The organism is Gilvimarinus algae, assembly GCF_030518215.1.
Lineage (GTDB): Bacteria > Pseudomonadota > Gammaproteobacteria > Pseudomonadales > Cellvibrionaceae > Gilvimarinus > Gilvimarinus algae.
Genome location: NZ_JAULRT010000060.1, coordinates 15,411 through 40,192, shown reverse-complemented (window position 1 = coordinate 40,192; position 24,782 = coordinate 15,411). Strand labels below are relative to the sequence as shown.

At 53.6% G+C, this 24,782-nt stretch carries 25 protein-coding genes and 1 tRNA gene; 9 read left to right on the top strand and 17 right to left on the bottom strand.

The features are described 5' to 3' along the window. Positions 1 to 146: 146 nt before the first annotated feature. The 5 genes from QWI16_RS12845 to QWI16_RS12825 all read right to left on the bottom strand — a co-directional run bounded on the left by QWI16_RS12845 (position 147) and on the right by QWI16_RS12825 (position 4,452). Complete coding sequence (locus tag QWI16_RS12845; RefSeq protein WP_302713753.1) at positions 147 to 755, bottom strand: YqaA family protein; 609 nt, start codon at positions 753 to 755, stop codon at positions 147 to 149. Between the two features lies 1 nt (position 756). Continuing rightward, complete coding sequence (locus QWI16_RS12840) at positions 757 to 1,551, bottom strand: DUF1206 domain-containing protein (protein WP_302713751.1); 795 nt, start codon at positions 1,549 to 1,551, stop codon at positions 757 to 759. Positions 1,552 to 1,613: 62 nt separating this feature from the next. After that, positions 1,614 to 2,657, bottom strand: a complete 1,044-nt coding sequence (locus QWI16_RS12835) for a LacI family DNA-binding transcriptional regulator (protein ID WP_302713749.1) — start codon at positions 2,655 to 2,657, stop codon at positions 1,614 to 1,616. A gap of 56 nt (positions 2,658 to 2,713) precedes the next feature. Beyond that, entirely contained in the window at positions 2,714 to 2,977 is a 264-nt protein-coding gene (locus QWI16_RS12830) for a hypothetical protein (RefSeq protein ID WP_302713747.1), read from the bottom strand. 20 nt (positions 2,978 to 2,997) lie between these two features. Continuing rightward, positions 2,998 to 4,452, bottom strand: coding sequence for a RimK family ATP-grasp domain-containing protein (locus QWI16_RS12825; RefSeq protein ID WP_302713746.1), 1,455 nt, complete (start codon positions 4,450 to 4,452; stop codon positions 2,998 to 3,000). A gap of 112 nt (positions 4,453 to 4,564) precedes the next feature. Between QWI16_RS12825 and QWI16_RS12820 the strand changes: the two genes are divergently transcribed. The 3 genes from QWI16_RS12820 to QWI16_RS12810 all read left to right on the top strand — a co-directional run bounded on the left by QWI16_RS12820 (position 4,565) and on the right by QWI16_RS12810 (position 6,594). Next, positions 4,565 to 5,656: a GNAT family N-acetyltransferase/peptidase C39 family protein gene (locus tag QWI16_RS12820; RefSeq protein ID WP_302713745.1), complete on the top strand. Its 1,092-nt coding sequence runs from the start codon at positions 4,565 to 4,567 to the stop codon at positions 5,654 to 5,656. A 144-nt stretch (positions 5,657 to 5,800) separates the two neighbouring features. Further along, positions 5,801 to 6,004 (top strand): CsbD family protein, encoded by a 204-nt coding sequence (locus QWI16_RS12815; protein WP_302713743.1) that lies wholly within the window; start codon positions 5,801 to 5,803, stop codon positions 6,002 to 6,004. A gap of 11 nt (positions 6,005 to 6,015) precedes the next feature. Beyond that, positions 6,016 to 6,594: an exopolysaccharide biosynthesis protein gene (locus QWI16_RS12810; protein ID WP_302713741.1), complete on the top strand. Its 579-nt coding sequence runs from the start codon at positions 6,016 to 6,018 to the stop codon at positions 6,592 to 6,594. 93 nt (positions 6,595 to 6,687) lie between these two features. On the opposite strand, the gene QWI16_RS12805 is transcribed toward QWI16_RS12810, so the two are convergent. Continuing rightward, positions 6,688 to 6,960, bottom strand: a complete 273-nt coding sequence (locus QWI16_RS12805) for a hypothetical protein (RefSeq protein WP_302713739.1) — start codon at positions 6,958 to 6,960, stop codon at positions 6,688 to 6,690. Positions 6,961 to 7,243: 283 nt separating this feature from the next. Here QWI16_RS12805 and QWI16_RS12800 point away from each other — a divergent pair, with 283 nt between their 5' ends. Further along, complete coding sequence (locus QWI16_RS12800) at positions 7,244 to 7,576, top strand: hypothetical protein (RefSeq protein WP_302713737.1); 333 nt, start codon at positions 7,244 to 7,246, stop codon at positions 7,574 to 7,576. A 66-nt stretch (positions 7,577 to 7,642) separates the two neighbouring features. Here QWI16_RS12800 and QWI16_RS12795 read toward each other — a convergent pair whose 3' ends face one another. The 3 genes from QWI16_RS12795 to QWI16_RS12785 all read right to left on the bottom strand — a co-directional run bounded on the left by QWI16_RS12795 (position 7,643) and on the right by QWI16_RS12785 (position 9,822). Further along, positions 7,643 to 7,981, bottom strand: a complete 339-nt coding sequence (locus tag QWI16_RS12795; RefSeq protein WP_020210976.1) for a P-II family nitrogen regulator — start codon at positions 7,979 to 7,981, stop codon at positions 7,643 to 7,645. 201 nt (positions 7,982 to 8,182) lie between these two features. Beyond that, positions 8,183 to 9,451 (bottom strand): ammonium transporter AmtB, encoded by a 1,269-nt coding sequence (locus tag QWI16_RS12790; RefSeq protein ID WP_302713734.1) that lies wholly within the window; start codon positions 9,449 to 9,451, stop codon positions 8,183 to 8,185. Between the two features lie 32 nt (positions 9,452 to 9,483). Next, a complete protein-coding gene (locus QWI16_RS12785; RefSeq protein ID WP_020210978.1) occupies positions 9,484 to 9,822 on the bottom strand; it encodes a P-II family nitrogen regulator in 339 nt (112 codons plus the stop codon). A 455-nt stretch (positions 9,823 to 10,277) separates the two neighbouring features. On the opposite strand from QWI16_RS12785, the gene QWI16_RS12780 reads away from it, so the two are divergent. Both QWI16_RS12780 and QWI16_RS12775 read left to right on the top strand, forming a co-directional pair. Then, complete coding sequence (locus QWI16_RS12780; RefSeq protein ID WP_302713730.1) at positions 10,278 to 10,505, top strand: accessory factor UbiK family protein; 228 nt, start codon at positions 10,278 to 10,280, stop codon at positions 10,503 to 10,505. Positions 10,506 to 10,610: 105 nt separating this feature from the next. Beyond that, entirely contained in the window at positions 10,611 to 12,101 is a 1,491-nt protein-coding gene (locus tag QWI16_RS12775; RefSeq protein ID WP_302713728.1) for a YifB family Mg chelatase-like AAA ATPase, read from the top strand. Between the two features lie 21 nt (positions 12,102 to 12,122). Here QWI16_RS12775 and QWI16_RS12770 read toward each other — a convergent pair whose 3' ends face one another. Then, positions 12,123 to 13,856 carry an EAL domain-containing protein gene (locus tag QWI16_RS12770; RefSeq protein ID WP_302713726.1) on the bottom strand — a complete coding sequence of 578 codons (1,734 nt, stop codon included), beginning with the start codon at positions 13,854 to 13,856 and terminating at the stop codon, positions 12,123 to 12,125. Between the two features lie 340 nt (positions 13,857 to 14,196). On the opposite strand from QWI16_RS12770, the gene rep reads away from it, so the two are divergent. Beyond that, entirely contained in the window at positions 14,197 to 16,206 is a 2,010-nt protein-coding gene (gene rep / locus QWI16_RS12765; RefSeq protein ID WP_302713723.1) for a DNA helicase Rep, read from the top strand. 58 nt (positions 16,207 to 16,264) lie between these two features. Here rep and QWI16_RS12760 read toward each other — a convergent pair whose 3' ends face one another. Next, positions 16,265 to 16,696, bottom strand: coding sequence for a c-type cytochrome (locus tag QWI16_RS12760; RefSeq protein WP_370659933.1), 432 nt, complete (start codon positions 16,694 to 16,696; stop codon positions 16,265 to 16,267). 658 nt (positions 16,697 to 17,354) lie between these two features. Between QWI16_RS12760 and QWI16_RS12755 the strand changes: the two genes are divergently transcribed. Next, positions 17,355 to 17,431: transfer RNA gene (locus tag QWI16_RS12755), tRNA-Arg, on the top strand. Positions 17,432 to 18,076: 645 nt separating this feature from the next. Continuing rightward, on the top strand, positions 18,077 to 18,772 hold the full coding sequence (locus tag QWI16_RS12750) for a hypothetical protein (RefSeq protein WP_302713719.1): 696 nt from the start codon (positions 18,077 to 18,079) through the stop codon (positions 18,770 to 18,772). A 1,281-nt stretch (positions 18,773 to 20,053) separates the two neighbouring features. On the opposite strand, the gene QWI16_RS12745 is transcribed toward QWI16_RS12750, so the two are convergent. The 6 genes from QWI16_RS12745 to QWI16_RS12720 form a co-directional block, all read right to left on the bottom strand. Then, positions 20,054 to 20,371 carry a DUF6559 family protein gene (locus QWI16_RS12745; RefSeq protein ID WP_302713714.1) on the bottom strand — a complete coding sequence of 106 codons (318 nt, stop codon included), beginning with the start codon at positions 20,369 to 20,371 and terminating at the stop codon, positions 20,054 to 20,056. A 535-nt stretch (positions 20,372 to 20,906) separates the two neighbouring features. Further along, on the bottom strand, positions 20,907 to 21,332 hold the full coding sequence (locus QWI16_RS12740; protein WP_302713712.1) for a hypothetical protein: 426 nt from the start codon (positions 21,330 to 21,332) through the stop codon (positions 20,907 to 20,909). Positions 21,333 to 21,884: 552 nt separating this feature from the next. Continuing rightward, the gene (locus QWI16_RS12735) at positions 21,885 to 23,378 is read right to left on the bottom strand and encodes a DNA mismatch repair protein (protein WP_302713709.1); all 1,494 of its coding nucleotides are present in this window, start codon (positions 23,376 to 23,378) and stop codon (positions 21,885 to 21,887) included. A 57-nt stretch (positions 23,379 to 23,435) separates the two neighbouring features. Further along, positions 23,436 to 23,867, bottom strand: a complete 432-nt coding sequence (locus tag QWI16_RS12730) for an ATP-binding protein (RefSeq protein ID WP_302713707.1) — start codon at positions 23,865 to 23,867, stop codon at positions 23,436 to 23,438. Between the two features lie 99 nt (positions 23,868 to 23,966). Next, on the bottom strand, positions 23,967 to 24,257 hold the full coding sequence (locus tag QWI16_RS12725) for a hypothetical protein (RefSeq protein ID WP_302713705.1): 291 nt from the start codon (positions 24,255 to 24,257) through the stop codon (positions 23,967 to 23,969). Continuing rightward, a complete protein-coding gene (locus tag QWI16_RS12720) occupies positions 24,254 to 24,622 on the bottom strand; it encodes a hypothetical protein (protein ID WP_302713703.1) in 369 nt (122 codons plus the stop codon). The genes QWI16_RS12725 and QWI16_RS12720 overlap by 4 nt, the downstream gene beginning before the upstream one ends. Between the last annotated feature and the right edge of the window lie 160 nt (positions 24,623 to 24,782).

Here is a 24,782-nt window from a genome sequence, read left to right as displayed (position 1 = left end):
TTGCCCGCGCGAGCGCGTCTCTGGGAAAGGTAACAGTTAAACCCACCAAAACCGGGCAAACACCGCCAGGCTACTATGGTAAAGCTTTAGTGTAGGCAGCGGTGGCTATGGCGTAAAGCACAGCTACCCTCTACACCCGGTGAGTGCTAAAGTACTTTACCTGCCAAAAACTGTAACAATAGATACAGACATGCCACCACCGCGGCCGCGATTAGGCTGGTTGTGAGAGCCCGCTTCTGCCACATGTCGACAACCGCGTTACCGTAGCGTTTAACCAGAAAGGCAAGGCCATAATAGCGAATGCCCCGGGCCAACAAGGCCGCCAGGACAAACAGGGCAATGGGGTAGCCGGTCATTCCTGCGGTGATCATCGCGACCTGAAAAGGAATAGGCAGTATGCCTACCAACAACACAGCGCCAAAGCCGTGCGTGTCGAAAAAACGTTGAAAGTCATCAAAGGCGCTCTGCCAACCCATGGTGTCCACCGCCCACTGACCGACCGACTGAAAGAGCGCAGCGCCCACGCCATAACCAATCAGTGAAGCCAGCAGACAACCGGCGGTGGTAGCGGTGGCAATGCGCCAAATTCGGTGTTTGTTGGCCGCCATCAAAGGAATCAGTACCAGCTCGATGGGTATGGGGATGATGATGGTTTCGAGAAACGAAAGAACGCCAATCAACCACAACATGTGCGGGGACTGACTGACCCGGTCGAACCACTTTTTCGCCCGGGCACTGGCAAACGACTGACTCATGCTAAGCCCCCCGAATGCCCAGCCGGCGGTAGCGACTCAAAATGAGGCTGTAGCAGCCGAACGCCATGAGTCCTAGGGCCATGGCACCGAGCAACACCTGACCAAAGACTTGCTGGCGCAGAAACTCCATCACCCCGGCGACGCCCTGGGCTTCGGAGGCATCGGCCTGCAGTGCGGCCCAGATAAAAAAGCTGCCGATAATAGCCAACACCACACCCCGGCTGATAAGACCAAAGCGGCACACCGGGTAGAGTTTGGTTTTGAGCGAGTCGCGCATATTCAGGTGCTTGGCAAACTGCTCACGCCAGCCTTTGATGGTATGGGCAACGCCAGCGACCATAATCAAAGCCCCCGTCACCGCGAGTAAGCTCTGCCCGAACGGCTGCTGCATTACCCATTGGGCCATACCCTGTGAGCCCTGCCCCTCGTCACTGCCGGAACCCAACAGCAGCTTCGCCACAAACACCGCTAAAGCGACGTGAATAATGGCGCTGATGAATAAGCTCGCGCGAATCCCTATACCTTTCATATCGCTGCCGTGCTGATCGGCATCGGCGAAGGCCTGAATACTGCGCCAGAGCGCGTAGCCCACCAAGCTGATGGCAACAATGGTAAGAGTTACACTGCCGAAGGGCTCGTCGGCTAAAGTTTGCAAAGCCCCGCGACTGTCGGTGGTACGCCCGCCAACACCAAACAGCGTCAGCAGCGCCAGCCCACCGACCAGCAGATACACCAGTCCTCGCGCGGCATAGCCCGCCCGGGCCCAGCCGCCTATTGCCCTACCACTGTTCAACATACGCTGTACTCCTAGAGAAGTGACTCTCGGGGTATCAGCAATTAGTGTTCCGTAAGGGACTTTTAATGTTGCGAGAGGGGCCTTCCCCCGCAGGAGCCGCGGATCACCAAATCCGCGGGAATGAGAAAAGACTCTACTTTTTCGCCTTCCATGAGTTTCAGCAGATTCTCCACCAAAAGCTCGCCGGCTTGACGGGTGTTTTGCTGCACCGTCGACAAGGGTGGGTAGGTGTAGGCGGATATCGGAATGTCATCAAAGCCCATCACCGCTACATCGTTCGGGATGTGCACGCCCGCTTCTTCCAAGGCCTTCATGACGCCAATGGCAATCAAGTCACTTGCCCCGAGCACCGCATCAAAGGCAGCGCCGCGCTCGCGCAAAACGAGGGCGGCCTGATACCCGGCATCCTCCGAGGTTTCGGCGTCCATCTGCAGAGCCGGGTCCACCTCGATACCTGCAGCCCTAAGCGCCTCGCTGTAACCCTCGTAGCGGCGCTTAAACTCCGGGCTACCGTCGGAAATGCCGCCGACAAAGGCGATCCGTTTGTGTCCCAGCGTCAGCAAATGCTCCACGGCTTTGCGCGCGCCGTTGAAGTTATCACAGCCAATGGACACCCCCGGCTGGCCCGGAAGCACCGGTCCCCAGGTAATGTAGTGAGCGTCCTGCTCATCCAGATGAGTGAGTTTTTTCACGTAGGTGGTGTAGTCGCCATAGCCGAGAAAGATAATGCCATCGGCCCGGTTGGCGTCTTCATAGTCAGCGTGCCAGTCATCACTGAATTGCTGGAAAGACACCAATAAATCGTAATTGCGGTTGGCGCTGGCGCGAATAATACTCGCCACCATAGACAGGAAAAACGGGTTGATCAGAGAGTCGCCGGTACCATGATCTTCATTCAGTAGCAGGGCGATGGTTTTGGTTTTCTGCGAGCGCAGGTTGCGCGCGTTTTTGTCGACTTTGTAGTTGAGCTCGCGAGCAATGTCCTTCACCCGGCGGCGGGTCTCTTCATTCACCAGCGGGCTGTCGCTCAGGGCGCGGGAAACGGTGGCCTGCGACACCCCGGCGCGATAGGCAATATCAAAGGACGTGGGTTTGCGCTCTTTCATCCACTGGGTTCCGGCTCGGTTGTTATCGATAATTATGGCTCGATACTACCCCATAATCACCGTTTCAACCACTTTAGCAGGGTAAAACCGGCGTAGCCTGAGGCGGCCGCAAGCGAGCCGCCAAACAGCTGAGCGAGAGGCCAGAAGACTGCACCACCGCCGCCATAGGGCACAAAGTATACCGAGTACACCAAGGCGACGAGCAGCGCCAACCAGGGAATGGCGGCAGCGAGGATACCGCTTAGCACCGAGCGGGAGATAAATCCGCAAAGCGCCCCGATCACCGCCGAGGCCGGGGCGATCATCCACCAGCTCAGCACAACACCTGCCTCATCTTGTGCTAGCCCATGGCATCCAGCCGACGCTTGAACTCGCCCATAATCGCTTCGTAGAGCTCCAGGCCGAGGTATTTGTCTTCCACGGCCGACTCCACTGACGGGTTGTCGTTGACTTCGATGATGTAGACGTTTTTCCCGTCTTGCTTGACGTCCACCCCGTAGAAGCCGTCACCAATCAATTTGCAGGCATTGACTGCCGCCTTGAGCACCGGCTTGGGCACTTCAAAGGTCGCCATGGCATCAAAGCCGCCCGAGGCCGACCCCTTGGCCGAGTGGTTGTAAATCTGCCAGTGATTTTTTGCCATGTAATAGCGACAGGCATAAAGCGGCTGGCCATTGAGCACACCGATGCGCCAGTCAAACTCGGTGTACAAGAAACCCTGCGCCAACAACAGGGCGCTGCCCTGAAACATTTCGCGCATTGTGGTTTTTAACTCTTCTAAAGTGTTGGCTTTTTTAACACCCACCGAAAAAGAGCCATCGGGAATCTTCAATACCACGGGCAAACCCAGCTCGTCGATCAGCGCCTGCTCTTTCCCCAAATCCGCCTTGGTGAGGATACGCGTGGGCGGCATGGGCAACTTGTGAGTGCTGAGCAACTGGGTTAGGTAGACTTTGTTGGTGCAGCGTAAAATGGAATCCGGATCATCCATCACCACCAGCCCTTCGGCCTGAGCGCGGCGGGCAAAGCGGTAGGTATAGTGGTTTACCGAGGTGGTGGTGCGAATAAACAGTGCATCGTATTCCACCAAACGGGAAAAGTCCTTGCGGCCGATGGGCTCGGCCAAAATGCCATGCTTGGCCGCGGCCTTAATAAAACGTTTGATCGCCACCGAGTTGCTGGGCGGAAATTTCTCTTCCGGATCGAGCAGTATCGCCAAGTCATATTTGTATTGCTTGCGCCCGCGCGGTTTGCGCCAGATCAGCCGGCTGTAGCCGTCCAGAGCGTTGGCAAACAAGGTCTGATCATCTTCATTGAGCTGAGGGATGGCAACCGATTCCAGCGACTGTAAACGCCAAGTGCCCTTTTTCACAAACTGCGCGCGCATGACCGGCATGGCAATCTGCTCAAACAGGCCCCGGGCCAAATCGGCCAGCGCCTCGTGGGCGCACTGCCCAAAACAAATCACCAGGCTAAATTCGCTGGCGCTGCCGGCCAACTCAGTCAGGTGTTTATCGGTCGACGGGTTCAGCGCCAACACCCCCAGCCACTGGCGGCGAGACAAATCCCGCACGGTTTTCACAGAGGGCAGAACCTGCTGGCCACGCGCCTCGGCAAGCAGCGAGCAGTAGTAACCCGTCGACAAATAGTCGTACTGGCGACACAGATTGATCACCCGACAGCGCTCCGGGGAGTTCACATCGGCCAGGTAATCACTGGCCAGCACCACGTCGGCTGAAGGGTAGAAACCCGCCCAGTCGGACATTTTTTCAACGATGATTTTCAGTTGGGTCATTGGCGTTCTTGCCCTCCGTAACCCCGAGGTGAGCCTAAATCGGCGCTTGCGTGAATGCGCCAGTGTGGCAAAATCGTAGAGATTCGCAAGCTTTTTTAAGGCCTTTATGGTTATGGCAATTCGTCCGGCTACCCGCGCCGATCTCGACGCTCTGGTAGCGCTGGAAAATCGCTGTTTTACGTCCGATCGTATCAGTCGTCGCAGCTTTCGCCACTTTCTCGAAACCGAGCAAAACCAGATTCTGGTGATCGGCGACACGCCGCTCGCCTACGTGCTGCTGTTGTTTCGCCGCGGCACATCTTTGGCGCGTATTTACTCTCTGGCGGTGGACCCCTCCTGCCGCGGGCAGGGGCTGGCCCGCCAGCTGATGACCGAAGCCGAAACCGTGGCCATGAATCGCGACGCCCTGTTTCTGCGACTGGAGGTGGCTATTCACAACCAGAGCGCCATCGCCCTCTACGAATCGCTGGGCTATCGGCCCATCAAGCGGATCGAAGAGTATTACGAAGATGGCGGCGATGCCCTGCGTTTGGAAAAGCGCCTCGCCCGGGATCTGGCAAAAAGCAAGCGCAGTAGTTTTTACGCCCAGACCACGGAGTTTACCTGCGGCCCGGCGGCGGCCATTATGGCCATGTCCCACCTTGAGCCAGGCCGTCAGTTCAGCCGCATCGACGAGATCGACCTCTGGCGCGAAGCCACCACCGTGTTTATGACGCGCGGGCACGGCGGCTGCTCGCCGCAAGGGCTGGCCCTGGCACTGAGCAACCGGGGCTTTGATGTTCGCCTGCTGCAATCGAGCGATCGCATTCCCTTTATTGACAGTGTGCGCAACCCCGAAAAAAAGCAGGTCATCGAACTGATTCACAACCACTTTGTCGAGTCGCTCGGCCGCAATGCCATCGACCAGGAGGTCACGACCATCGACTCGCGCCAATTGCGCCAGTGCATGGCCGAAGGCTATGAAATACTGCTGCTGATCAGCACCTACCAACTCAACCGCAATAAGGCCCCCCACTGGGTCTGGCTGGTGGCCATGGACGATCGCTTCGCCTATATCAACGACCCGGACGTGGACAGTGCCGAGCTGCGCAGCGCCATCGACAATGTCCATATGCCCATACCGCTGGCCAAACTGCCCACCTTGCTGGGCTACGGTACCCACACCTATCGCGCCGCCGTGCTGCTGCGCCAACCGCGCGATTGACAATGCCCTTGTAAATTTTCTAACAAGCCGCCCCCTCCGACAGACACCCACCCCCAGTAAACACGGGGGCTGCACTCGCCTTTGTAACTGGTTCATTCCTTGCACATGGCCTTTGGCATTCACTCACGTACGCAGGAGACCCGTATGAACGCTGAACAAATTGAAGGCAACTGGCAAATGCTCAAAGGTCGCGCCCGCGAGCAATGGGGCCGGCTGACCGATGACGACATCGAAAAGGTACTGGGCAAACGCGATAAGCTCGTGGGTGCCATTCGCGAGCGCTATGGCCTGAGCAAAGAAGCGGCCGAGCACGAGGTCAATGTCTGGTCGGTTAACCACGAGCAGTAAGGGGCCCAGCCATGGAAGAGTCGCGCCGGCAAAACCTGACACAAACCATAGACTTGATTGAACAGGCCGAACAGGGTGAGCGGCTGCACGTCGGCAACCTGATTGAGGCCTTTAAAGATCGCGGCTTTGGTCCGCTGCTACTGCTGCCGGCGCTGATCACTTTCCTGCCCACCGGCGGCATCCCGGGTGTCCCGGTCGTCTGCGCCATACTGATTCTGTTTTTCAGTTTGCAAATGCTCTGGGGGAAAAGCGCGCCCTGGATACCTCGCCGACTGGCGCGGGTGGACGTTAGCCGTGAAAAATTTGTCAGCCTGCTGGAATCCTCCCGACCGGTGACAAAACGAATCGATAAAGTAGTGCAACCGCGCTACCGTTTTATGACCGGTAAAGTGGGCGCACGCTGCATTGCTGTGCTGTCCATTGCGCTGGCTATTTCCCTGATACCGCTGGGGCCTATTCCCTTTGCCGCCGCTATCCCATCGGGGATTTTAGTGCTGCTGGCGCTGGCACTGGTCGCCCGCGACGGACTCTTGATGATCATTGGCGTGCTGCTGTCGACCGTGGGCGCGGGCTTTTTGTTGTTCGGTTAAGCGAGCCGGCCAAGCTTTACGAAGCACCGGCAGTAAAGCAGCGCCGCCAATAATGAAAAAGCCCGGCAATGCCGGGCTCTTGTGACACATTCATTACATCAAGCTGCCGGTGTATTCGCTGGCAGGTTTACTCGGCCTATCGCTCGCGGCGCGATTGGGCACCTCGTTGATTTTGCCTCCGCGGGCCAGGTACGCCTCTATTTGTTGAGACAACTCGGTGCGCAGTTTCTCGCGCGAGGCGATACTGAAGTCTTCCAACGGCTGAGCCTTACTGTCATCGGCCGCACTAACCTCTTCATCGCTCACTTCGATATCATCATCCTGATCCAGATCGCGATCTTCATCCAGCTCATATTGACTCGCCATAATAACACCTCTCACAGAACGGTTGTTACAAACTCGCCAGCATAAACATCGAAGGTGTCTGACCCCCAAAAGGCCGCGCAACCCCCTTTATTTCTTGCCTTATTTTTGTGTCTTTATAGCGCAACAAAAACCCCAGGTCACAGGTTTTTTTTGCCTTTTTTAGGTCAGTTTTTTATTAGCCGAGATAGGGGCTTTCAATTTAGTTATTTACAAAACCCTGCTAAGAATTTTTTGCCTAGTGGCAGCGCTGAGGGTAGACTTCGCGTTTTTTCCGGTGCTTTTTATGGGCTCACAAAGAGAAGTTCGCCAGTTCCCCCAACTTCAGGGCTTACCCGAGCCAGAGCAGCAACGCAGGCTGACTGAGGCCAAAGCCAGGGCGTTTGGCACAGACCACAAGCTTGAGCGCTGGCGCGGCAACTTGCTGCACTTTGGCATAATGTTCGCCGTCTCTGCGGTGTTTATGGCCTGGCTCGCCCCTTTGCTCTCATTAACCAGAGATACGGCCGCGCTGATTATGCTCTTGATCGTACTGCCAACGTTTTTCTATTTTCAGCACAAGCGCTACCAGCGTCTGATCAGCAAGGCGCTCAACGAGCTCCCTGAGAACCAGCGCTAACAAAACCCCATAAAAAAAGCGCCCGGTAGGGCGCTTTTTTTAGCCTGAGGGCATTGCCCGGCGGGCTTAAATCGCTTCCGAACCGGTTTCGCCGGTGCGAATACGAATAATTTCTTCCAGAGGCGTAATAAAGATTTTTCCATCACCAATTTTGCCGGTTTGCGCCGCCTTGGTGATGGCTTCAACGGCTTGATCCACCATGGAATCGTCCACCGCCAACTCAATTTTTACCTTGGGAAGAAAATCGACCACATACTCCGCGCCGCGATACAGCTCGGTGTGGCCCTTTTGCCGACCAAAGCCTTTGACTTCGGTCACGGTCATACCCTGAACACCGACCTCAGACAGCCCGGTGCGAACATCATCGAGCTTGAACGGTTTTACGACAGCAGTAATCAGTTTCATTATGGGTTCCTTTTTCGTCTTGGTCTCAGCTTTGCGGAGGGCAAGCCGGCTGCGATGCCGCCGCCCGATTCAGGTTAGGGTAAAGATACACGCAAGAAGCGGGAAAATCATCCTCTACCCATTCTCACCGGAAAATCCCGCCAAGCGAGAGGGGCCTACAGTGCGACGGCCCGGCAACTGCCAGACCGTCACGCCCGAGACTTACTTGGATGAAGTGAACTCGGGGTAGGCTTCCATGCCACACTCGGCAAGGTCCACACCCTCGTACTCTTCTTCTTCGCTAACGCGCAGGCCAAGGATCACTTTGATGATGCTCCAGACGATCAGGCTGGTAACGAAGACCCAGATAAAGATGGTCAGCGCGCCGACGATCTGGCCAACAAAGCTGGCATCACCGTTGGTAACCGGAACCACCAGCAGGCCAAACAGACCCACGACACCGTGCACAGAGATGGCACCGACCGGGTCATCGATTTTCAGCTTGTCCAGCGCGATGATGGAGAAGACCACGATGATACCGCCCACAGCACCGATTAGAGTTGCGGCCAGGGCAGAAGGGGTGTCCGGACCGGCAGTAATAGCCACCAGACCAGCCAGAGCGCCGTTCAGGGCCATGGTCAAGTCAGCTTTGCCAAACAGGATGCGAGCCACAATCAGCGCTGCTACCAGGCCACCGGCCGCCGCCGCGTTGGTGTTCAGGAACACCATAGCCACAGCGTTGGCGTTGGAAATATCGCCCAGCTTAAGCACAGAACCGCCGTTGAAACCAAACCAGCCCATCCACAGGATAAAGGTACCCAGGGTCGCCAGAGGCAGGTTGGCACCGGTGATCGCGTGGATTTCGCCGTTGGGGCCGTATTTACCTTTACGGGCACCCAGCAGGATCACACCGGCCAGAGCAGCCGCAGCACCGGCCATGTGTACGATGCCAGAGCCGGCAAAGTCGAGGAAGCCCAGTTCGCCCAGATTGAACATGCCGAAGACGTCGTTGCCACCCCAGGTCCAGCTGCCTTCCATCGGGTAGATGAAGCCAGTCATAACAACCGCGAACAGCAGGAAGGCCCAGAGCTTCATACGCTCAGCCACGGCACCAGAGACAATCGACATCGCCGTTGCCACGAACACCACCTGGAAGAAGAAGTCAGAGGCGCCTGAGTAGATAGAGCCGCCTTCGAAGCCATCTTCACGGCCGGCAAAATCAGACAAAGTGCCAGCGACATCGACATTCTGGATACCAGACAGGAAGATGTCACCGCCGTACATAATGGCGTAACCGCACACCATGTACATGATGCACGAAATGGAATACAGAGCGACGTTCTTGGTCAAAATCTCTGTGGTGTTTTTGGCACGTACCAGGCCAGACTCGAGCATGGCAAAACCCGCTGCCATCCACATTACCAGTGCGCCACACACCAAGAAATAAAAGGTGTCCATGGCGTACTGCAGATGAAAAATATTATTTTCCATTGCTTAATCCCCGTTTGTTGTAAATGTCGTTTTTAAAGCGCTTGGTCGCCGGTCTCTCCGGTGCGAATCCGGAGTACCTGCTCAAGTGCGGATACAAAAATTTTGCCGTCCCCAATTTTGCCGCTGTTGGCAGCTTTGGAGATGGCCTCGACCACGGAGTCAAGCTCCGACTCTTTGACGGCAATTTCCACCTTTGTTTTGGGCAAAAAATCGACGACGTATTCAGCGCCGCGGTACAGTTCTGAATGGCCCTTCTGTCGACCAAAGCCTTTCACTTCGGTGACTGTCATACCGTGCACACCGATGTCGGATAACGCTTCGCGCACCACATCGAGCTTAAACGGCTTGATAATCGCTGTTACCAATTTCATTTATTGTGCTCCTAAAAAAACCCGCACCCGAGAGTGCGGGAAACACTGGAAAGACGGCCTGTTCACCCCGCAAAACAGCGACATAAACAGGAGAGCAGACCCATAAAGAGGCTCCACGCCCTTTGCTGTGTACTCGATCACAACTTTGCACAGAGCAGGCCAATTAAAAAAAAGCCCAGAAAAACAAGCCTCTAGGAAAATATCGGGGGATTTTCAGCGGGTCATACAGAGCTGGAGCCCGGCGACACGCACCAAAACCGTGCCACAGAAAAAATACAGCGCACCATTTGTGCACCAAAACGATTGACGGACCCAATACGCCCCCCGGTGTTGCCTTGCGGCGCACCAGAATGCGGCCTTTTAACGCGCAGTGGCGCCTTTGACGTCAGAGGTCGATAAACAAGCCCACCCTGGCCGTGTACAATTAGGAGGCATTCAACCGACGGGGACCCCCTATGCAGAACTTCGCCCAACAGGTGTTCGACGAACTGCGCCAGCGACTGCCCAATGCCGAGGCTTTGCCGCGCCCGCAATTGCAAGCGGCGCTGCAGGCTGCCCTGCGCAAACTGGACTTGGTCACTCGCGAGGAATTCGACGCCCAGGCGGCCGTGCTCGCCCGCACCCGCGCGCGGCTCGAGGCGCTTGAAGCGCGCGTTACCGAGCTTGAGACCCGCCGGAATTGACCCGCAGGCAAGTGCCAGCTAGCTTTAGATCACGCCCCTCCCAAGCAGCGGGCTAACGCGCTCGCCGGAGCGGCAGACACACCATCACGACGCAAAGGATTGCCCATGTCACTCGCTATTGTTCACACCCGCGCCCAACACGGTGTTGAAGCGCCGCCGGTCAGCGTCGAGGTTCACCTGTCCAACGGTCTGCCCAGTCTCGCCATCGTCGGGCTGCCGGAAACGGCGGTGAAAGAGAGCAAAGACCGGGTACGCAGCGCCATTCTCAACAGTCACCTGGAATTCCCCGCCCGCCGCATTACCGTCAATCTAGCCCCCGCCGATCTGCCCAAGGAGGGTGGGCGCTACGATCTGCCCATTGCCATTGGCATTCTCGCCGCCTCGGGTCAGATTCCCGCCGAGCGGCTGAACCGGCTGGAATTTATCGGCGAACTGGCTCTGTCCGGTGCCCTGCGCCCGGTCACCGGCGCCCTGCCCGCCGCCCTCGCCTGTGCCGGGGCAGGCCGCACCCTGGTTCTTGGCACCGACAATGGCCCCGAGGCGGCGATTACCGGCGCCGAGCTGCGCACCGCCGATAACCTATTGCGCGTCTGCGCGGCACTGCACAATCGCGAACGCCTGCCCCGCCCGCAGCCGGCCGCCGGTGACGGCCAGCGCCACCACCCTGAGCTGAGCGACGTACGCGGCCAGCAACAGGCCAAGCGCGCCCTGGAAGTCGCGGCCAGCGGCGGCCACAACCTGCTGATGTTCGGCCCGCCCGGCACCGGCAAAACCATGCTCGCCAGCCGCCTGCCGGGCATACTTCCACCCATTGAAACGCGCGATGCGCTGGACGTAGCCGCCATTTATTCGGTGATTGGTGAAGACTGCACCGGGCACTGGCGCCAGCGCCCCTTTCGCGCACCGCACCACACCGCCTCCGCCCCGGCGCTGGTGGGCGGCGGCACCTACCCTCGACCGGGGGAGATCTCCCTGGCCCACGGCGGCGTACTCTTTTTGGATGAACTGCCGGAGTTTCAGCGCCAGGTGCTCGAGGTGCTGCGCGAGCCACTGGAGAGCGGCGAGGTGCGCATTGCGCGGGCGCGGGCGCAGACCCGCTACCCGGCCCGTTTTCAGTTAATCGCCGCCATGAATCCCTGCCCCTGCGGTTACTTTGGCAGTGGCGACAACCGCTGCCGCTGCACCTCGGAACAAATCCAGCGCTACCGCAACCGCATCTCCGGGCCGCTGCTCGACCGCATTGACCTGCAGGTACCGGTGACCGCCGTCGCGCCCACCGAGCTGCACAAGGCGCCTCCGGGCGAACCGAGCGAGACCGTCCAGCGCCGCGTCGTGGCCGCCCGTGCCACTGCCCTGCAACGCCAGGGCAAACCCAACTGCGAACTGAATCCGGCGGAAATTGATACCCACTGCTCGCTGGGCCAGGAACAGACCCACTACCTTGAGCAGGCAGTGACCAAGCTCGGGCTCTCGACCCGCGCCTACCACCGGGTGCTCAAGGTCGCACGCACCTTGGCAGACATGGAAGCGGTAGCGGATATCCAAAAGGCACACCTGGCCGAGGCCCTGAGCTTTCGGGCGCTGGACAGGCCATGACAGCGGGGCTTAACCGGGGGGCTATTCTTCCGAGGGTGTTTCGGTGTCGTCGGGAATCGGCGCCAGAGTAAGATCGCCGATGACCTTTTTCAGCCGCGAGTAGGCGTGGGGCGCACAGAGGTAGTAACCCTGCATCTGATCACACCCCTCCTCGACCAGCCATTTTTGTTGGCTCGCCGACTCGACGCCCTCGGCCACCACGACCTTGCCGAGGTTGTGCGCCAGGTTGATCATGGCCGCTACCAGCCGGCGCTCGCTGCGCCGGCGCAACAAATCGGCCATAAACTGCGAGTCGATTTTCAGTGCAGCAATGGGCAGGCGCTGCAGGTGCAAAAATGAAGAGCTGCCGGTGCCAAAATCATCCAGTGCAAACGTCACCCCAAAATACGACAACGGCCGCATGCAGAGGCTGACCATATCGATATTTTCCATGAGCGCGGTTTCGGTCAGCTCAAACTCAATATGGTTGGGGTTGACGCCGGTTTCGGCGAAAATATTGGCCACCTGCTGGACCATGGCTTCATCGCGAAACTGCCGCGCCGAGAGATTGATGGCCATTTTCAGCTCTATGCCGCAGTCGCGCCTGAGCCTTTGTAAGTCCTCGCAGGCGCGGCGAATCGCCCAGTAGCCGATGGCGAAAATTAGCCCGGTATCCTCGGCAATGGAGATAAAATTGTGGGCGCTGAGAATACCCTTTTGCGGGTGGTTCCAGCGCAGCAGTGCCTCAAGCACGACCACCTTGCCACTGCGCACGGCAAAGCGCGGCTGGTATTCCAGGTAGAGTTCGCGGTTTTCCACCGCACGGCGCAAATCCTCCTCGAGACTCAGGCGGTAGCGCACATCGCGGTTCATCTCTTCGGTAAAAAAGCGGAAGTTGCTGCCCTCCACCTGCTTGGCCTGATACATGGCCAAATCGGCGCTTTTGAGCAGGGCATCGGCGCTGTGGCCCGCCTCTGGGTATGAGGCAATGCCCACACTGCAACCCACCGACAGCTGATAGCCGCCAATGTCGTAGGGCGCGGTAATCTGTTCGATAATTTTGACCGCCAGATGCGCGATATCGGACGAGCTCTCGACATTGAGCAACAGCAAGGTGAACTCATCTCCGCCCATGCGGGCCATGGAGTCGCTGCGGCGCAGGAGCTTTTGCAGACGCTCGGCACACATGCGAATCAGGCCGTCGCCAATATCGTGGCCGTAGCGGTCGTTGACGTTCTTAAAGTCGTCCAGATCGATAAACATCAACGCAAAGCGCATCTTGTCGCGGGTGGCAATGCGAATGGCGTTTTCGAGGCGATCGCGAAAGAGCACGCGATTCGGAATATCGGTAAGCGGGTCGTGATGGGCCAGGCGGGCGAGATACTGCTCGGTGCGCTTGCGCTCAATGGCGTAGCGCAAAGAGCGCTCCAGCCAGTAGGCGTTGACCGTGTCCAGCGCCAGGTAGTCAGCCGCGCCCGCAGGAATCGCCTCGCGGTCGAGCACTTCGTCCATGCGGGTGGAGAGCACCACCACGGGCACCGGGCAAAACTGATTTTTTACCGAGCTGAGCAGATCGCGCGCGGCCTCGCTGGGGTCATCAATGCACAATATGCCCACATCGTAGTCGCCGCTTAACAGCGCGACCAACCCGTCGTCCACCAAGTCGCTGGGTACCAGCCGATACTGCCCGGACGCAACATCCTCCAGCCAGCCACTGATCTGACCCGACAACTCTTTACCACCGTTGAGCAGCAGAACGCTGGTGCTCGATGCCATTACCTTGTCCCTGAAAATATGCAAATTCCGTCTTTTGGGTCGGCCTGTGCTCTGTTCAGCCTCGGCTGGAGGCTAACGCATTCAGGCCGTTGCGATGGGCGCGCTCTCGCAATGGTGGCGACCATACCCTTGGTCCGCCGGGCAAATTCCAGACTGTGAAGTTGCGCCTAAATCAACCTATGCCCTTACTTTAGCAAACATACACCATCAGCGAACCAATTGCACAAAATTAACGCAATTTGGAGCACTCTCTGACATTTCTTAGCGCCCCGGGCATTGTTACAATGCCCATCTTCACTATACGCTCGCCACGCCCTTTTCGATGTAACCCAGAGGCCCTGTGACCCGACTCAACCCCCGCCAACGCGAAGCCGTGCTCTATGTGGATGGCCCCTGTCTGGTGCTGGCCGGCGCCGGCTCCGGCAAGACCTCGGTGATTACCCGCAAAATCGCCTACCTGATCGAGCAGTGCGACCTGCCGGCGCGCCATATAGCCGCGCTCACTTTTACCAACAAGGCCGCGCGGGAAATGAAAGAGCGGGTCGGCTCGCTGGTGCGCGGCCAAGCGGCCCGCGGGCTGACCGTATCCACCTTCCATAACCTGGGGCTCAACATCATTCGCCGCGAGGCAAAAACCCTGGGCTTTAAGCCGGGCTTTTCCATTTTCGATGCCGAGGACGCCCGCGCCCTGCTCAAGGAGCTGATGCTCAAAGACGGCGAGCTCGACAGCGACCACCTGGACCGGGTACAGCACCAGATCTCCAACTGGAAAAACGACCTGACCACCCCAGAGGCCGCCGAAGAGCTGGCGCAGAGCCCGGCCGAACTGACCATGGTGCGCATTTACGAACGCTACAACCAGGCCCTGCGCGCCTACAACGCCGTGGACTTTGACGATCTGATTCTGGTGCCCGTGCACCTGTTCAACAGTCACCCAGAAGTGCTCGCCCGCTGGCAGCGCAAAATCCAGTATCTGCTGGTGGACGAATACCAAGACACCAACTCCAGCCAGTACCTGCTGGTGAAACAGCTAGTGGGCGGGCGCAACGCACTGACGGTGGTGGGCGACGACGACCAGTCCATCTACGCCTGGCGCGGCGCGCGGCCGGAGAACATGGTGCTGCTCAAGGAGGACTTCCCCAACCTGCACCTGATCAAGCTCGAGCAAAACTACCGCTCTACCAGCCGTATCTTGCGGGTTGCCAACCACCTGATTGCCCACAACCCCCATGAGTACGACAAAGCGCTGTGGAGCGAGATGGGCCTGGGCGATGAGATACGGGTGGTCAAATGCGCCTCCGAGGACGCCGAGGCCGAGCGGGTCGCCACGGAAATTCTAGCCCACAAGCTGCGTACCGGCGGCAAGTTCAGCGACTACGCCATTCTCTACCGGGGCAACCACCAGGGCCGGCTGATGGAGATCAAACTGCAGCAGCACCAGGTGCCCTACAAGATCAGCGGCGGCTCGTCGTTTTTTGGCAAAACCGAAATCAAAGACGTGATGTCCTACCTGCGCCTGCTGGTGAACCCGGACGACGACAACGCCTTTTTGCGCATCATCAACACCCCGCGCCGGCAAATCGGCACCAGCACCCTCGAGGCGCTGGGGCGCTTTGCCAGCGAGCGGCACATCAGCCTTTATGCGGCCACCGATGACATTGCCCTGCAGCGGCACATCCCCAAGCAAAACCTGGAACGCCTGCGCACTTTCAGTAACTGGATTGCCCGGGTACTGGAAAAATGCAACGGCCCTGACCCGGTGGGCGCCATTGAACAAATGCTGGACGATATCGGCTACGAGGCCTGGCTACACCAGAACGCCGCCAGCGCCAAGGCGGCCGAAAAACGCATGGACAACGTCCGCTATCTGGTGGACTCCATTCGCACCATGCTCGAGCGCGGCGATGACGGCGAAAAAGTCACCATTGAAGACGCCATCAGCAAACTGGTGTTGCGGGATTTACTCGAGCGCCAGGAAGAAGAGGACACCCTGGATCAGGTACAGCTTATGACCCTGCACGCCTCAAAGGGCTTGGAGTTTCCCCATGTGTACCTGGTGGGGATGGAAGAAGACCTGCTGCCACACCGCAACAGCATTGAAACCGACAATATCGAAGAGGAGCGGCGCCTGGCCTATGTGGGCATCACCCGCGCCCAGCGCACCCTCACTCTCACCCTGGCGGGTAAGCGCAAGCAGTTTGGCGAGGTCTCGGAAACCACCCCGAGCCGCTTTATCGCCGAACTGCCGCAGGACGACATTGCCTACGAGGGCTTTAGCCCCGCCACCGCCGAGCAGGTCAAGGCGACCGGCGAGCAGACCCTGACCAGCCTGCTGAGCATGTTCGATTAGACACCACCCACAAAAAAGCCCCGCAGTGCGGGGCTTTTTGTCTGCAAGGCAGTTGCGACTACTGGCTGTTGTCCACCATATAATCCACCGAGGCTTTAATCTCGTCTTCCGAGCAGGTAGCGCACAGCCCCATCGCCGGCATACCGTTAAAGCCACTGATCGCGTGGGTGTAGAGCGTGTCCATACCCTTGGCAATGCGCGGTTCCCAGTCGGCCACATCGCCGTACTTGGGCGCGCCCGCCACACCGACACCATGGCAGGTGTTACAGGAGGAATTGTAAACCTCCTCACCGGAGCGCGGACCACTGCTGGCGGCGGCTACAGGCGCTGCCGCGCAATCGTCCCCAGACATACACACACTGCCAGCGGGGGCGATACGCTCGGAAATCTCCCCTTTGACAGCCGATGATTGACTGAACGCAAAACCGGAGGCAGCCAGCCCCAGTCCCAGTGCGACCATCAGGCCGAATACTCTTCTCGCTTGGCTCACGGACCTTTCCTCTGTTGGTTGGCGGCGTTTACGCCGCACTAATATCAGGCGCGCCATTATAGCCAGAAACCCCCACCAAGGTGAACAATCCACAGCCAACGCCCCCCAACGTAGACGATCGGCGCCCGGGCTAGTAGAATGCGCCCTCGCCGGGCGAGCAGCACTGTGCGCGCAGAAAGCCACTTTCAGCGGTGCAGAAAGACCGGACCCGAGCATCGCGAAGGGAGTAGCGGTAGCGCGCAGAGCGCTATAGAAAGCTTAAAGCTGGCTCTGGACCAGTTTAATAAACCAAGTATCACGCACCCCTAGCTCAGTAGGGTGAGGCAAGCGTTTGCAAAGCACCGCTTTGCGCGCAGCCGAAAGCCTTCCGCGCTGTGCCGGAAGGCAGGACCTGAGCCCCGCGAAGGGAGTAGCGGTAGCGCGGAGCGCTACGGAAAGCTTAAAGCTGGTTCTGGACCAGTTTAATAAACCAGTATCACGCACCCGTAGCTCAGTAGGGTGAGGCAAGCGTCTACAAAGCACCGCTTTGTGTGCCGCCGAACGGCTTTCAGCTGCGCTGAAAGACCGGGCCTGAGCCCCGCGAAGGGAGTAGCCGTAGCGCGGAGCGCTACGGAAAGCTTAAAGCTGGTTCTGGACCAGTTTAATAAACCAGTATCACGCACCCGTAGCTCAGTAGGATAGAGTAGCGGTTTCCGAAGCCGTTGGTCGCAGGTTCAAATCCTGCCGGGTGCGCCATCTCCTTTTTATAAGGTCGCACCCTCGGATGAATGTCAGGCATCCATGCCTTCCACCCTTCGGGCTTCCTCCGGAAGTTCAAATCTGCTCCTGCGAATTTGTACCTGCCGCAAACCACAGCTCGGGGGCGTTCAGCTGCGCGCAAAGCGGTGCTTTTCAAGCGTTTGCCTCACCCTGCCGGGTGCGCCATCTCATTTTTACAAAGTCGCATCCTCGGATGAATGTCAGGCATCCATGCCTTCCGGACTTCCTTTTAAGTTTTACTCTGCTCCCGCCACACAAAATGTGACTTGACCTCCCAATAGCTCACCCGATTTGGCTGACGCAATTGCTCGGCGCCCGAAAACAATATAAGTATATGAGCGCCCATCTGACACCCAAGCTCTAACTCTCTGTCACTACTGCTAATGAATGATCTGTTGTAACGGTCAACAAATAGAAGACACCAACCGAAAATAATGAGTCGTGAACTACCCACATAGGGCATCTCAAAAGGCAGTACGGTAACCCGCGTTTTTGCGCGCCCACACAATTTGGCGCCTAAATTCGTATGTTATACATTACCATTCTGGTACATTAAATAATGTTTGTTTGTATCTTTATGTTTTTTCAGGGCCGGACGATAGCCTTACACGGATTTTCCTTATGCATAGAGTAGTAGTGCTATTTTTGGTGGTAGCCTCCGGTTTACTTGGTTATTCCCTGGGAAAACACCAAGCCGACTCTTCCATTGTCGCCTCCCGGCCTGCAGCGGTTGATGAGCAAGCCCTGCCTGCTCCAGAAACAAGCTCAAGCGACTTAAATTCAATACCCCAAGAAAAACCATCGAAAACCTCCAAAGTCCCCGCCCAAAAACAATCGACAGCGTCTGAACGCACGGAAGAAAAGCTTCTAGAGCAGCAACGCCTCAGTCAAGAAAACATTGAATCTATAAAGACTCGGCATGAGCTGGAAAAAAAATCTAAGGAATTCGTAACCTGGTTAACCGATCAACAAGAAGATAAGCCTTGGTTTGATTTAGGGTCTGAAATGAGGAAACGCTTCGACGCCGAGGAGAAAGACTTCACATGGGCGATCGAAGAAGAAAATAGAATTCATAACTTATTTTATAGCAATGAAAACCTCTCTGACATTGCTCTCAAGTCAGCCACGTGCAAATCGACCCAGTGTCAGCTAGTGGTCAGCGTCGTTAGCCAGGACCATGCAAATGAAATTTCAATGGCTCTTACTCAAGAGCTGGCAGCTGCAAACTTCTCGCAAATTATTATTAACAACGAAATTGATCATGGCGAAGCGTTGTACTACCTCTCGTCCGATCAAAAAGGATTTGGGTTTAACTAATGTGAAATGCATTACTTTACCCAAAGACCTGGCTTCAATGCCAGATTAGCTAGTGGGTTGCGTGGTTTCTACTCACACCGGAAGTCGTCAATAACAGTTCAGGAGATCATATGAAAATACCAAGAATAGCCGGTGCAGTTTTCTTTAGCTGCTTAGCCTTTTTAAGTATCGGTGCGAAAGCCGATGCTGAGCCTGTTGCATGTAGCTGGACAGTGATCAGCTCATACGGACCACCCAGTAACTTGTACAGAAATATCGTTAGACAGTGCCGGGAATCCAACGGCGATTTAGTGGCCACTCAGGAGTTTGTCGGTTACTCCAACGGCAACACCGAGAACTGCACCCTGACAACAGAAGAGAACATTTTCTATACGGGCGACTGTATTCAACCGGTAGCGCCTAGCTTTTTTAGAGAGGTGACACCAACACCGCCACCACCCCCACCAGAACCGACCTGCCAGACGCCTGGTCAGCAAGTTCACGGAGGATTTTGTGCGAATTCGTCAAACCCCGGCATGCTTGACAACCCTACCTACCAAGCCAGATGCGGATCTCACTGTAGCTTGGAGTTTCAAAATCTAGGTTATACCAGTACATGCCCCTACGCAGGTGCAGCACGATCACCGGAATACGGAATATTCTGCAAGTAAGTGCTTGCTCGCTGTCGCTTCTGACAGCGAGCTCCTCAAGCCTTTCCCTCCGATCTGATAACGCAGAAAAGCTCAACGGCCACTCGTTTGATCTGAATTCAGGCACCAAATTTTCGGCGACATCGAGGTGTACGTCTTAGTGGGTGAAGTTCGCGGCCCTTGCAGATTTGCCTTGTTATAGTTTCTGTAGCTCATGCACCTGATACGAAGTATTATTGTACTTCCGCACTCGTACTAGATAATTTTCATCGTGCACGCTAGACAAGTAATATGTAAATTGAATATAGCCAGGATCGGTGGAAGTGCCGTGATAGACTAACTTTTGCTTGAACTCCACCTGGTTGATACCACCAATTTTGGCAAGAATAGCAGGCTCTTCCGCCAAGTACTCCCGACTATTTTTTGCCTCTGAATCTCGTTCATGCCAAAGACTTAGTGTAAGATCTGCAGCTACTACAAAAACTACGATTAAAACTACATATTTTAAATATCGACGATACTTTGGATTCATGGAAGAAAACTATAACACCCGAAACACCCGAATATTTGTAGTGGATTGTTTTGCGTCAGCGTAGCGACCGGCGCAAAACGAGCAACGGAAAATATTTCCGTCTGATTGCGTTTGTTAAATTTAGTCATTAATACCGGAAAGATCATAACCACTTCCCGCCGTTGCATGATCGAAGGCTATTCTATGCCTTTCTGGATAGCCTTTGTACTTTTTAATAAGAGACTCATTCATACCAAATGCTTTTGCAGCCTCTTCGTTACAGTATATAGCTATCGCAACCTGGTGCAAATCATCCTCGCTATAGCCAAGTTTTTTAAAGGCAGTTTCGACCTGGCCAGTGCTATATTCGCTATTGCCGCCATAATCCTTAGCTAACACCTTTGGCATTGTAGTCAGAAATTTCTTTATTCTTCTCTTGGCCAGATAATTTTTGATCATCTCAACTCCCTGAATAATTTAAGGCCTTTGTAATGGACCGAGCGTCAGCGAGGTCCAGCCGAAGTCGAAATTGACAAACTTGTTATGCATTTCTAGGCCTTAAAGAAAATCGATGCTTTAGTAACTGTATTAGCAATAATATAAGTAATACGAAGACACTTACTAACAACGAAAATAATGTTGTACCAACAAATATACTACAGGTGGCTGAGCATATAAGAGTTGGACCGGCCAATATAGACAAAAAACTAATAATTGGAGCCGCCACAAACAGCGGCTTTACTTTAAACCAAGGTTTCTTTCTCAAAATCAGACTCGCTAGAGTCATTGTAGAAAATGGAACTAATATCCATAACCCTATTTCCACGATACTCATATGCTACTTAATTGAGCCTCCCGATTGCATACCGCCGCCAGCAGCGGCAGCTTACAAGGAGCACCTTTTGAGTAAAAAAGAGCACAGCGAAACACAAAAGGTTCGGATTGTAAGCTGTCCAGCCCACGTAGTGGGCGATGCTGGCTGGCTTTGTTTACGCTACCACCAATCCGGCTGTTTACTTGACGCATTGAAACCTTTTCCTTGCAATTTCTGCAGAAAAGCGTCATCTCTCACAAAGCACATCCCCTCGTGACCTATAGTACAAGCGAACCACTCTCTACTACCAACCTTGTATAGGCAAATAGAATCAAACGCACTTCTAATTTCCTTACTAAAGTTTCCCAGATAGGCCATCATAGATGGCTTTGCCTTGGCTGGCTCCGTATGCTTGGCAATTACACCATATTCGTATTTTGTTACAGGCTCATAGTTTCTATGAGCGATGCTGGTTGGAAAGAAAGGCACAGGAGATTTATTGACCTCAGGATATTGCCATGCCACGACGATAAACCTATCACTGCCAGCAAAGTGCTCCAATAACTTGAACTGTAATTTCAGATCATCATCCTGTACGTAGATCATACTTCTCTCGTATAACGCCCCCAAGCAGAGGCATATTTTTGCGTTTTGAGCGCAGCGAAGCAAAAATATGTCCCGCCGCCTTGGATTGTTATGCATTTATCCGTATGTGTAAATTGCGGCAGGAATAAAGGTCGCTAAGGTCGCCATCCAGAAGACCACAACATGACTAATAGGAACACCCACTTCAGCCGATACATCTCTACGAAAATAGTAAACCACGCAGGCGTAAGAGAATGGGACTGCGAGCATTAAAAATAGTGAAAAATAGATAAGCCAGTGGGAGGCGGTATCCACATCTACTAAGTACGTAAACACTAAGCCAAATATTCCAATAGACCAGGCGAAAGCATGAACTGAAAATCTATACCAAAGACTCAAATAGTACTCGTATCCACAATCTGGGCATTGCGAAGTCGAAAATTGGAACATCATTACTTCGGAAACATTTTTGGCTTTGCACTTAGGGCATTGATGTGCCAATGTTCGGCTCCTTGAACTGCATAACGCCCGGCACACCGGCGGCGCGTAGCGCCGTCCGAGTGCTGCCGATTGTTATGTCATTTGCGGCCTGCGACTCTGAAGGTCTACAACTATATCAGTTGTGTCTCGAACAGAAAGGTCATCAAGCTTTGAATTCAATGTTTTCAGAAGGTAATTATTCGAAAGATCAAATTCATCAAATATGGTATACCAATCCTTAACATAGCACTTTATTTTGTCGTTGTACGTGACCAAACCAAATTCAGACTTATCCTTAAGGTTATTCATTCTCTGCCCTATTTGAAAATCATCTTTGGATATTTTTCTGCCAATAAGAATCACTTCAAATTTCATCTTGTCACTCGCAAAAGCTGGATGCTTAGATATTATTTCACAGTAATCATCCACTTGCTGAAGATGCTTTTTATTTAGCGATATGCTGGGCCTCTTAATCTCTACAATCACGCATTTAAATATCGGTTTGTTCGCAGAGTCAAAGGTGGGAATTTTCCTAGCCAGAAAGAGATCAACCTGCCTGTTGGCGCCATCAAGATCTGCGCCTTCCTCAATATCGCTATCAGATACGATATATATATCCTTTATTTTGCCCCTTAAATTCTTCGCAACCGAGGTAAACGTGTTTTCCTCAGCCCCAAGAGTTGTATATTGAGGACCAAATAGCCAAGTATTATTTTCTATTATTTTTTGCAAATCAGGAGTTTCTAATACTTCTGAGAATCTATTATCCATTACCTCTTTAAGCATATGAATCGCATTCTGTCTTCTCTGCAAGGATTCAATCGTGCTAATAATATTATCAAATGTTGTTTCCTTAAGCTGTTTTGCTAAGTTTTCTACACTTTCTGAGGTTAGATCTAGAACACCTTCAAGCACCTCATAAATCGTATCATTTTCATTTGAAACAAGAACTTTATCTAATAGCCTGATAAGTATTTTTGCCGGTTTAGCACTAAGCCTATTGAAAACTTGTGGATCTGCTAAATATATATCCTTCACTATTTTTTTTGTGTTTTCTTTTCGCCATTCTGCGTATTCACGATCCAGCCCCGTATAGGATGGAAAATATCCGCTCTTTTCAAATCTAGTTATCTCTTCGTCAACAAATCTTCGAAGATAATTCTTGTATATCTCTCGCTGGAACTCCGTCATTATTCGATACGTTTCTCGAATAACCTTTTTTGATTCATCATGATGTGGATCTAACTCAAGGGTATCTGGATCATATCCATCCAGCCATTCAGAGAATGCATAGGCGCTTGTATGAAATGAAACCTTATTGTTGGCTTTGCTCAATTCTTTTGTAATTACTTTATTGTTGTTTGCTATAAGGTAGTTATATGATTTTTCTGAGCTAGGCTTATCATCCCATCTGATCACCTTTATGGTAAAACCTTGCTCCAATATTCTTACGGTTTTTTGGTGGATATCATGCGAAGGAATTTCCACTAAAACCCCATTTAGTTTTATATTTCTATCGTTATTCAGGGCAAGATACCAACCAAATTCCTTGCTAAGTTTTTCAATTAGTTCTTCATCAGTTGGCAATTGATTTGATGTAAAATTCTTCAGAATAACGCATGTTCCAGACTTTAGAGGTACGAGCTATGCATGTTGCTCACCTTCCTGTAGGTACTCTCCCGTATAATCTCTTATTGCGCTTGCTTCGATATCGATTTTAGCATTATGTCCCGAGCTCTTTGTAAACCAGCTAGCAGATGCGCACAAGCGATGAAACGCCAATCGACCTTTCCCGTGAGATCCATGTTTATCTTCATCATCTTTCTTTGTGGATTCATTGAATTTTTCAAAGCTATTCTTCAAGTTGTTTAAATCAATGCCGTCTCCGTCATCAATAACTTCAATTGACTCAAGGCCATCGAGATCATTAAAGTTGGTGACAACATCCACAGAATAAGCGTTAGCATCGAAGCCATTCCATACTAATTCAAAGATTGCATTTGAAGGTTCATAATTTTTAAAATGCTTCTTGACACCTTCGTCAGTAATCTCTGCCGTTCCCTGAAATGTTTTCACACAAATCTCCTACCTTTAGTACAGTTCTAGCTTTGACATAACGCCTAAAGCAGTGGCGCCAAAACCAAAGCGAAGCGGCGGTTTTGGTGTCCATTGCCTTTACTTGTTAGATTCTGGGGCATGCTCACATTTCTCTAAAAAATGCCAACTTTCACCTGTAAGTTCTCCCCAGTAATCATTACCAAACTGTGTGATTATATGACGGCCAATTGAAGGATATCGATTTTTAAGAGAATGATATATTTCTTGCGCTGTGTGATTAGAGAGAAGATAAATACATGAGATCATGTCATAGCGCCAAGTATATATTTCAGGCATATCATCTATGATCTTGATAAGTTTCTCTCTTTCTTCAGCACCGCCATTGTAAATTAGAATAAACGATTTCATTTAGATTCATCCTCCAATGTCTTGCCAAGCTCTGGAGGGGTTATTAACTCTGAATCACTAACTGGAAATGGCAATGCCTGACCTTTTTGCTGCATATACTCGAGTGTTTGTTTTCTAATTTGGTATTCTTCTGATTGAAGTTTGTCTCGATCTAAAAACAGAAGAATTAAAAACCCAAGCATTGCCGTTACCACAGGACCACAAACTAGGACCACTAGCCAGACAGGGACCGGATTAATAAATTGGATGGCGACAAGACCTGGGATTGAGACAATAGCACAAAGCCATAAGATCGGATTAAGCGCACTTTTGACAGTTAGCTTTCCTCCTGCATCAATCGCTTTGGCAGCGATATTTTCCCTCATACTATTGTTTTCTCCGAATTGAATCTAACAGCTAATTCAAAAGCCTAAGTAAAATTCCCCGCGGCAATGTAACTCCCCTAGAACCGAATTGAGGAAATTGACGTAGGCGCTTGTTTTAAAAAGAAAAGAGGTGATTTTCGACATCTCCTTGTCATGGGGA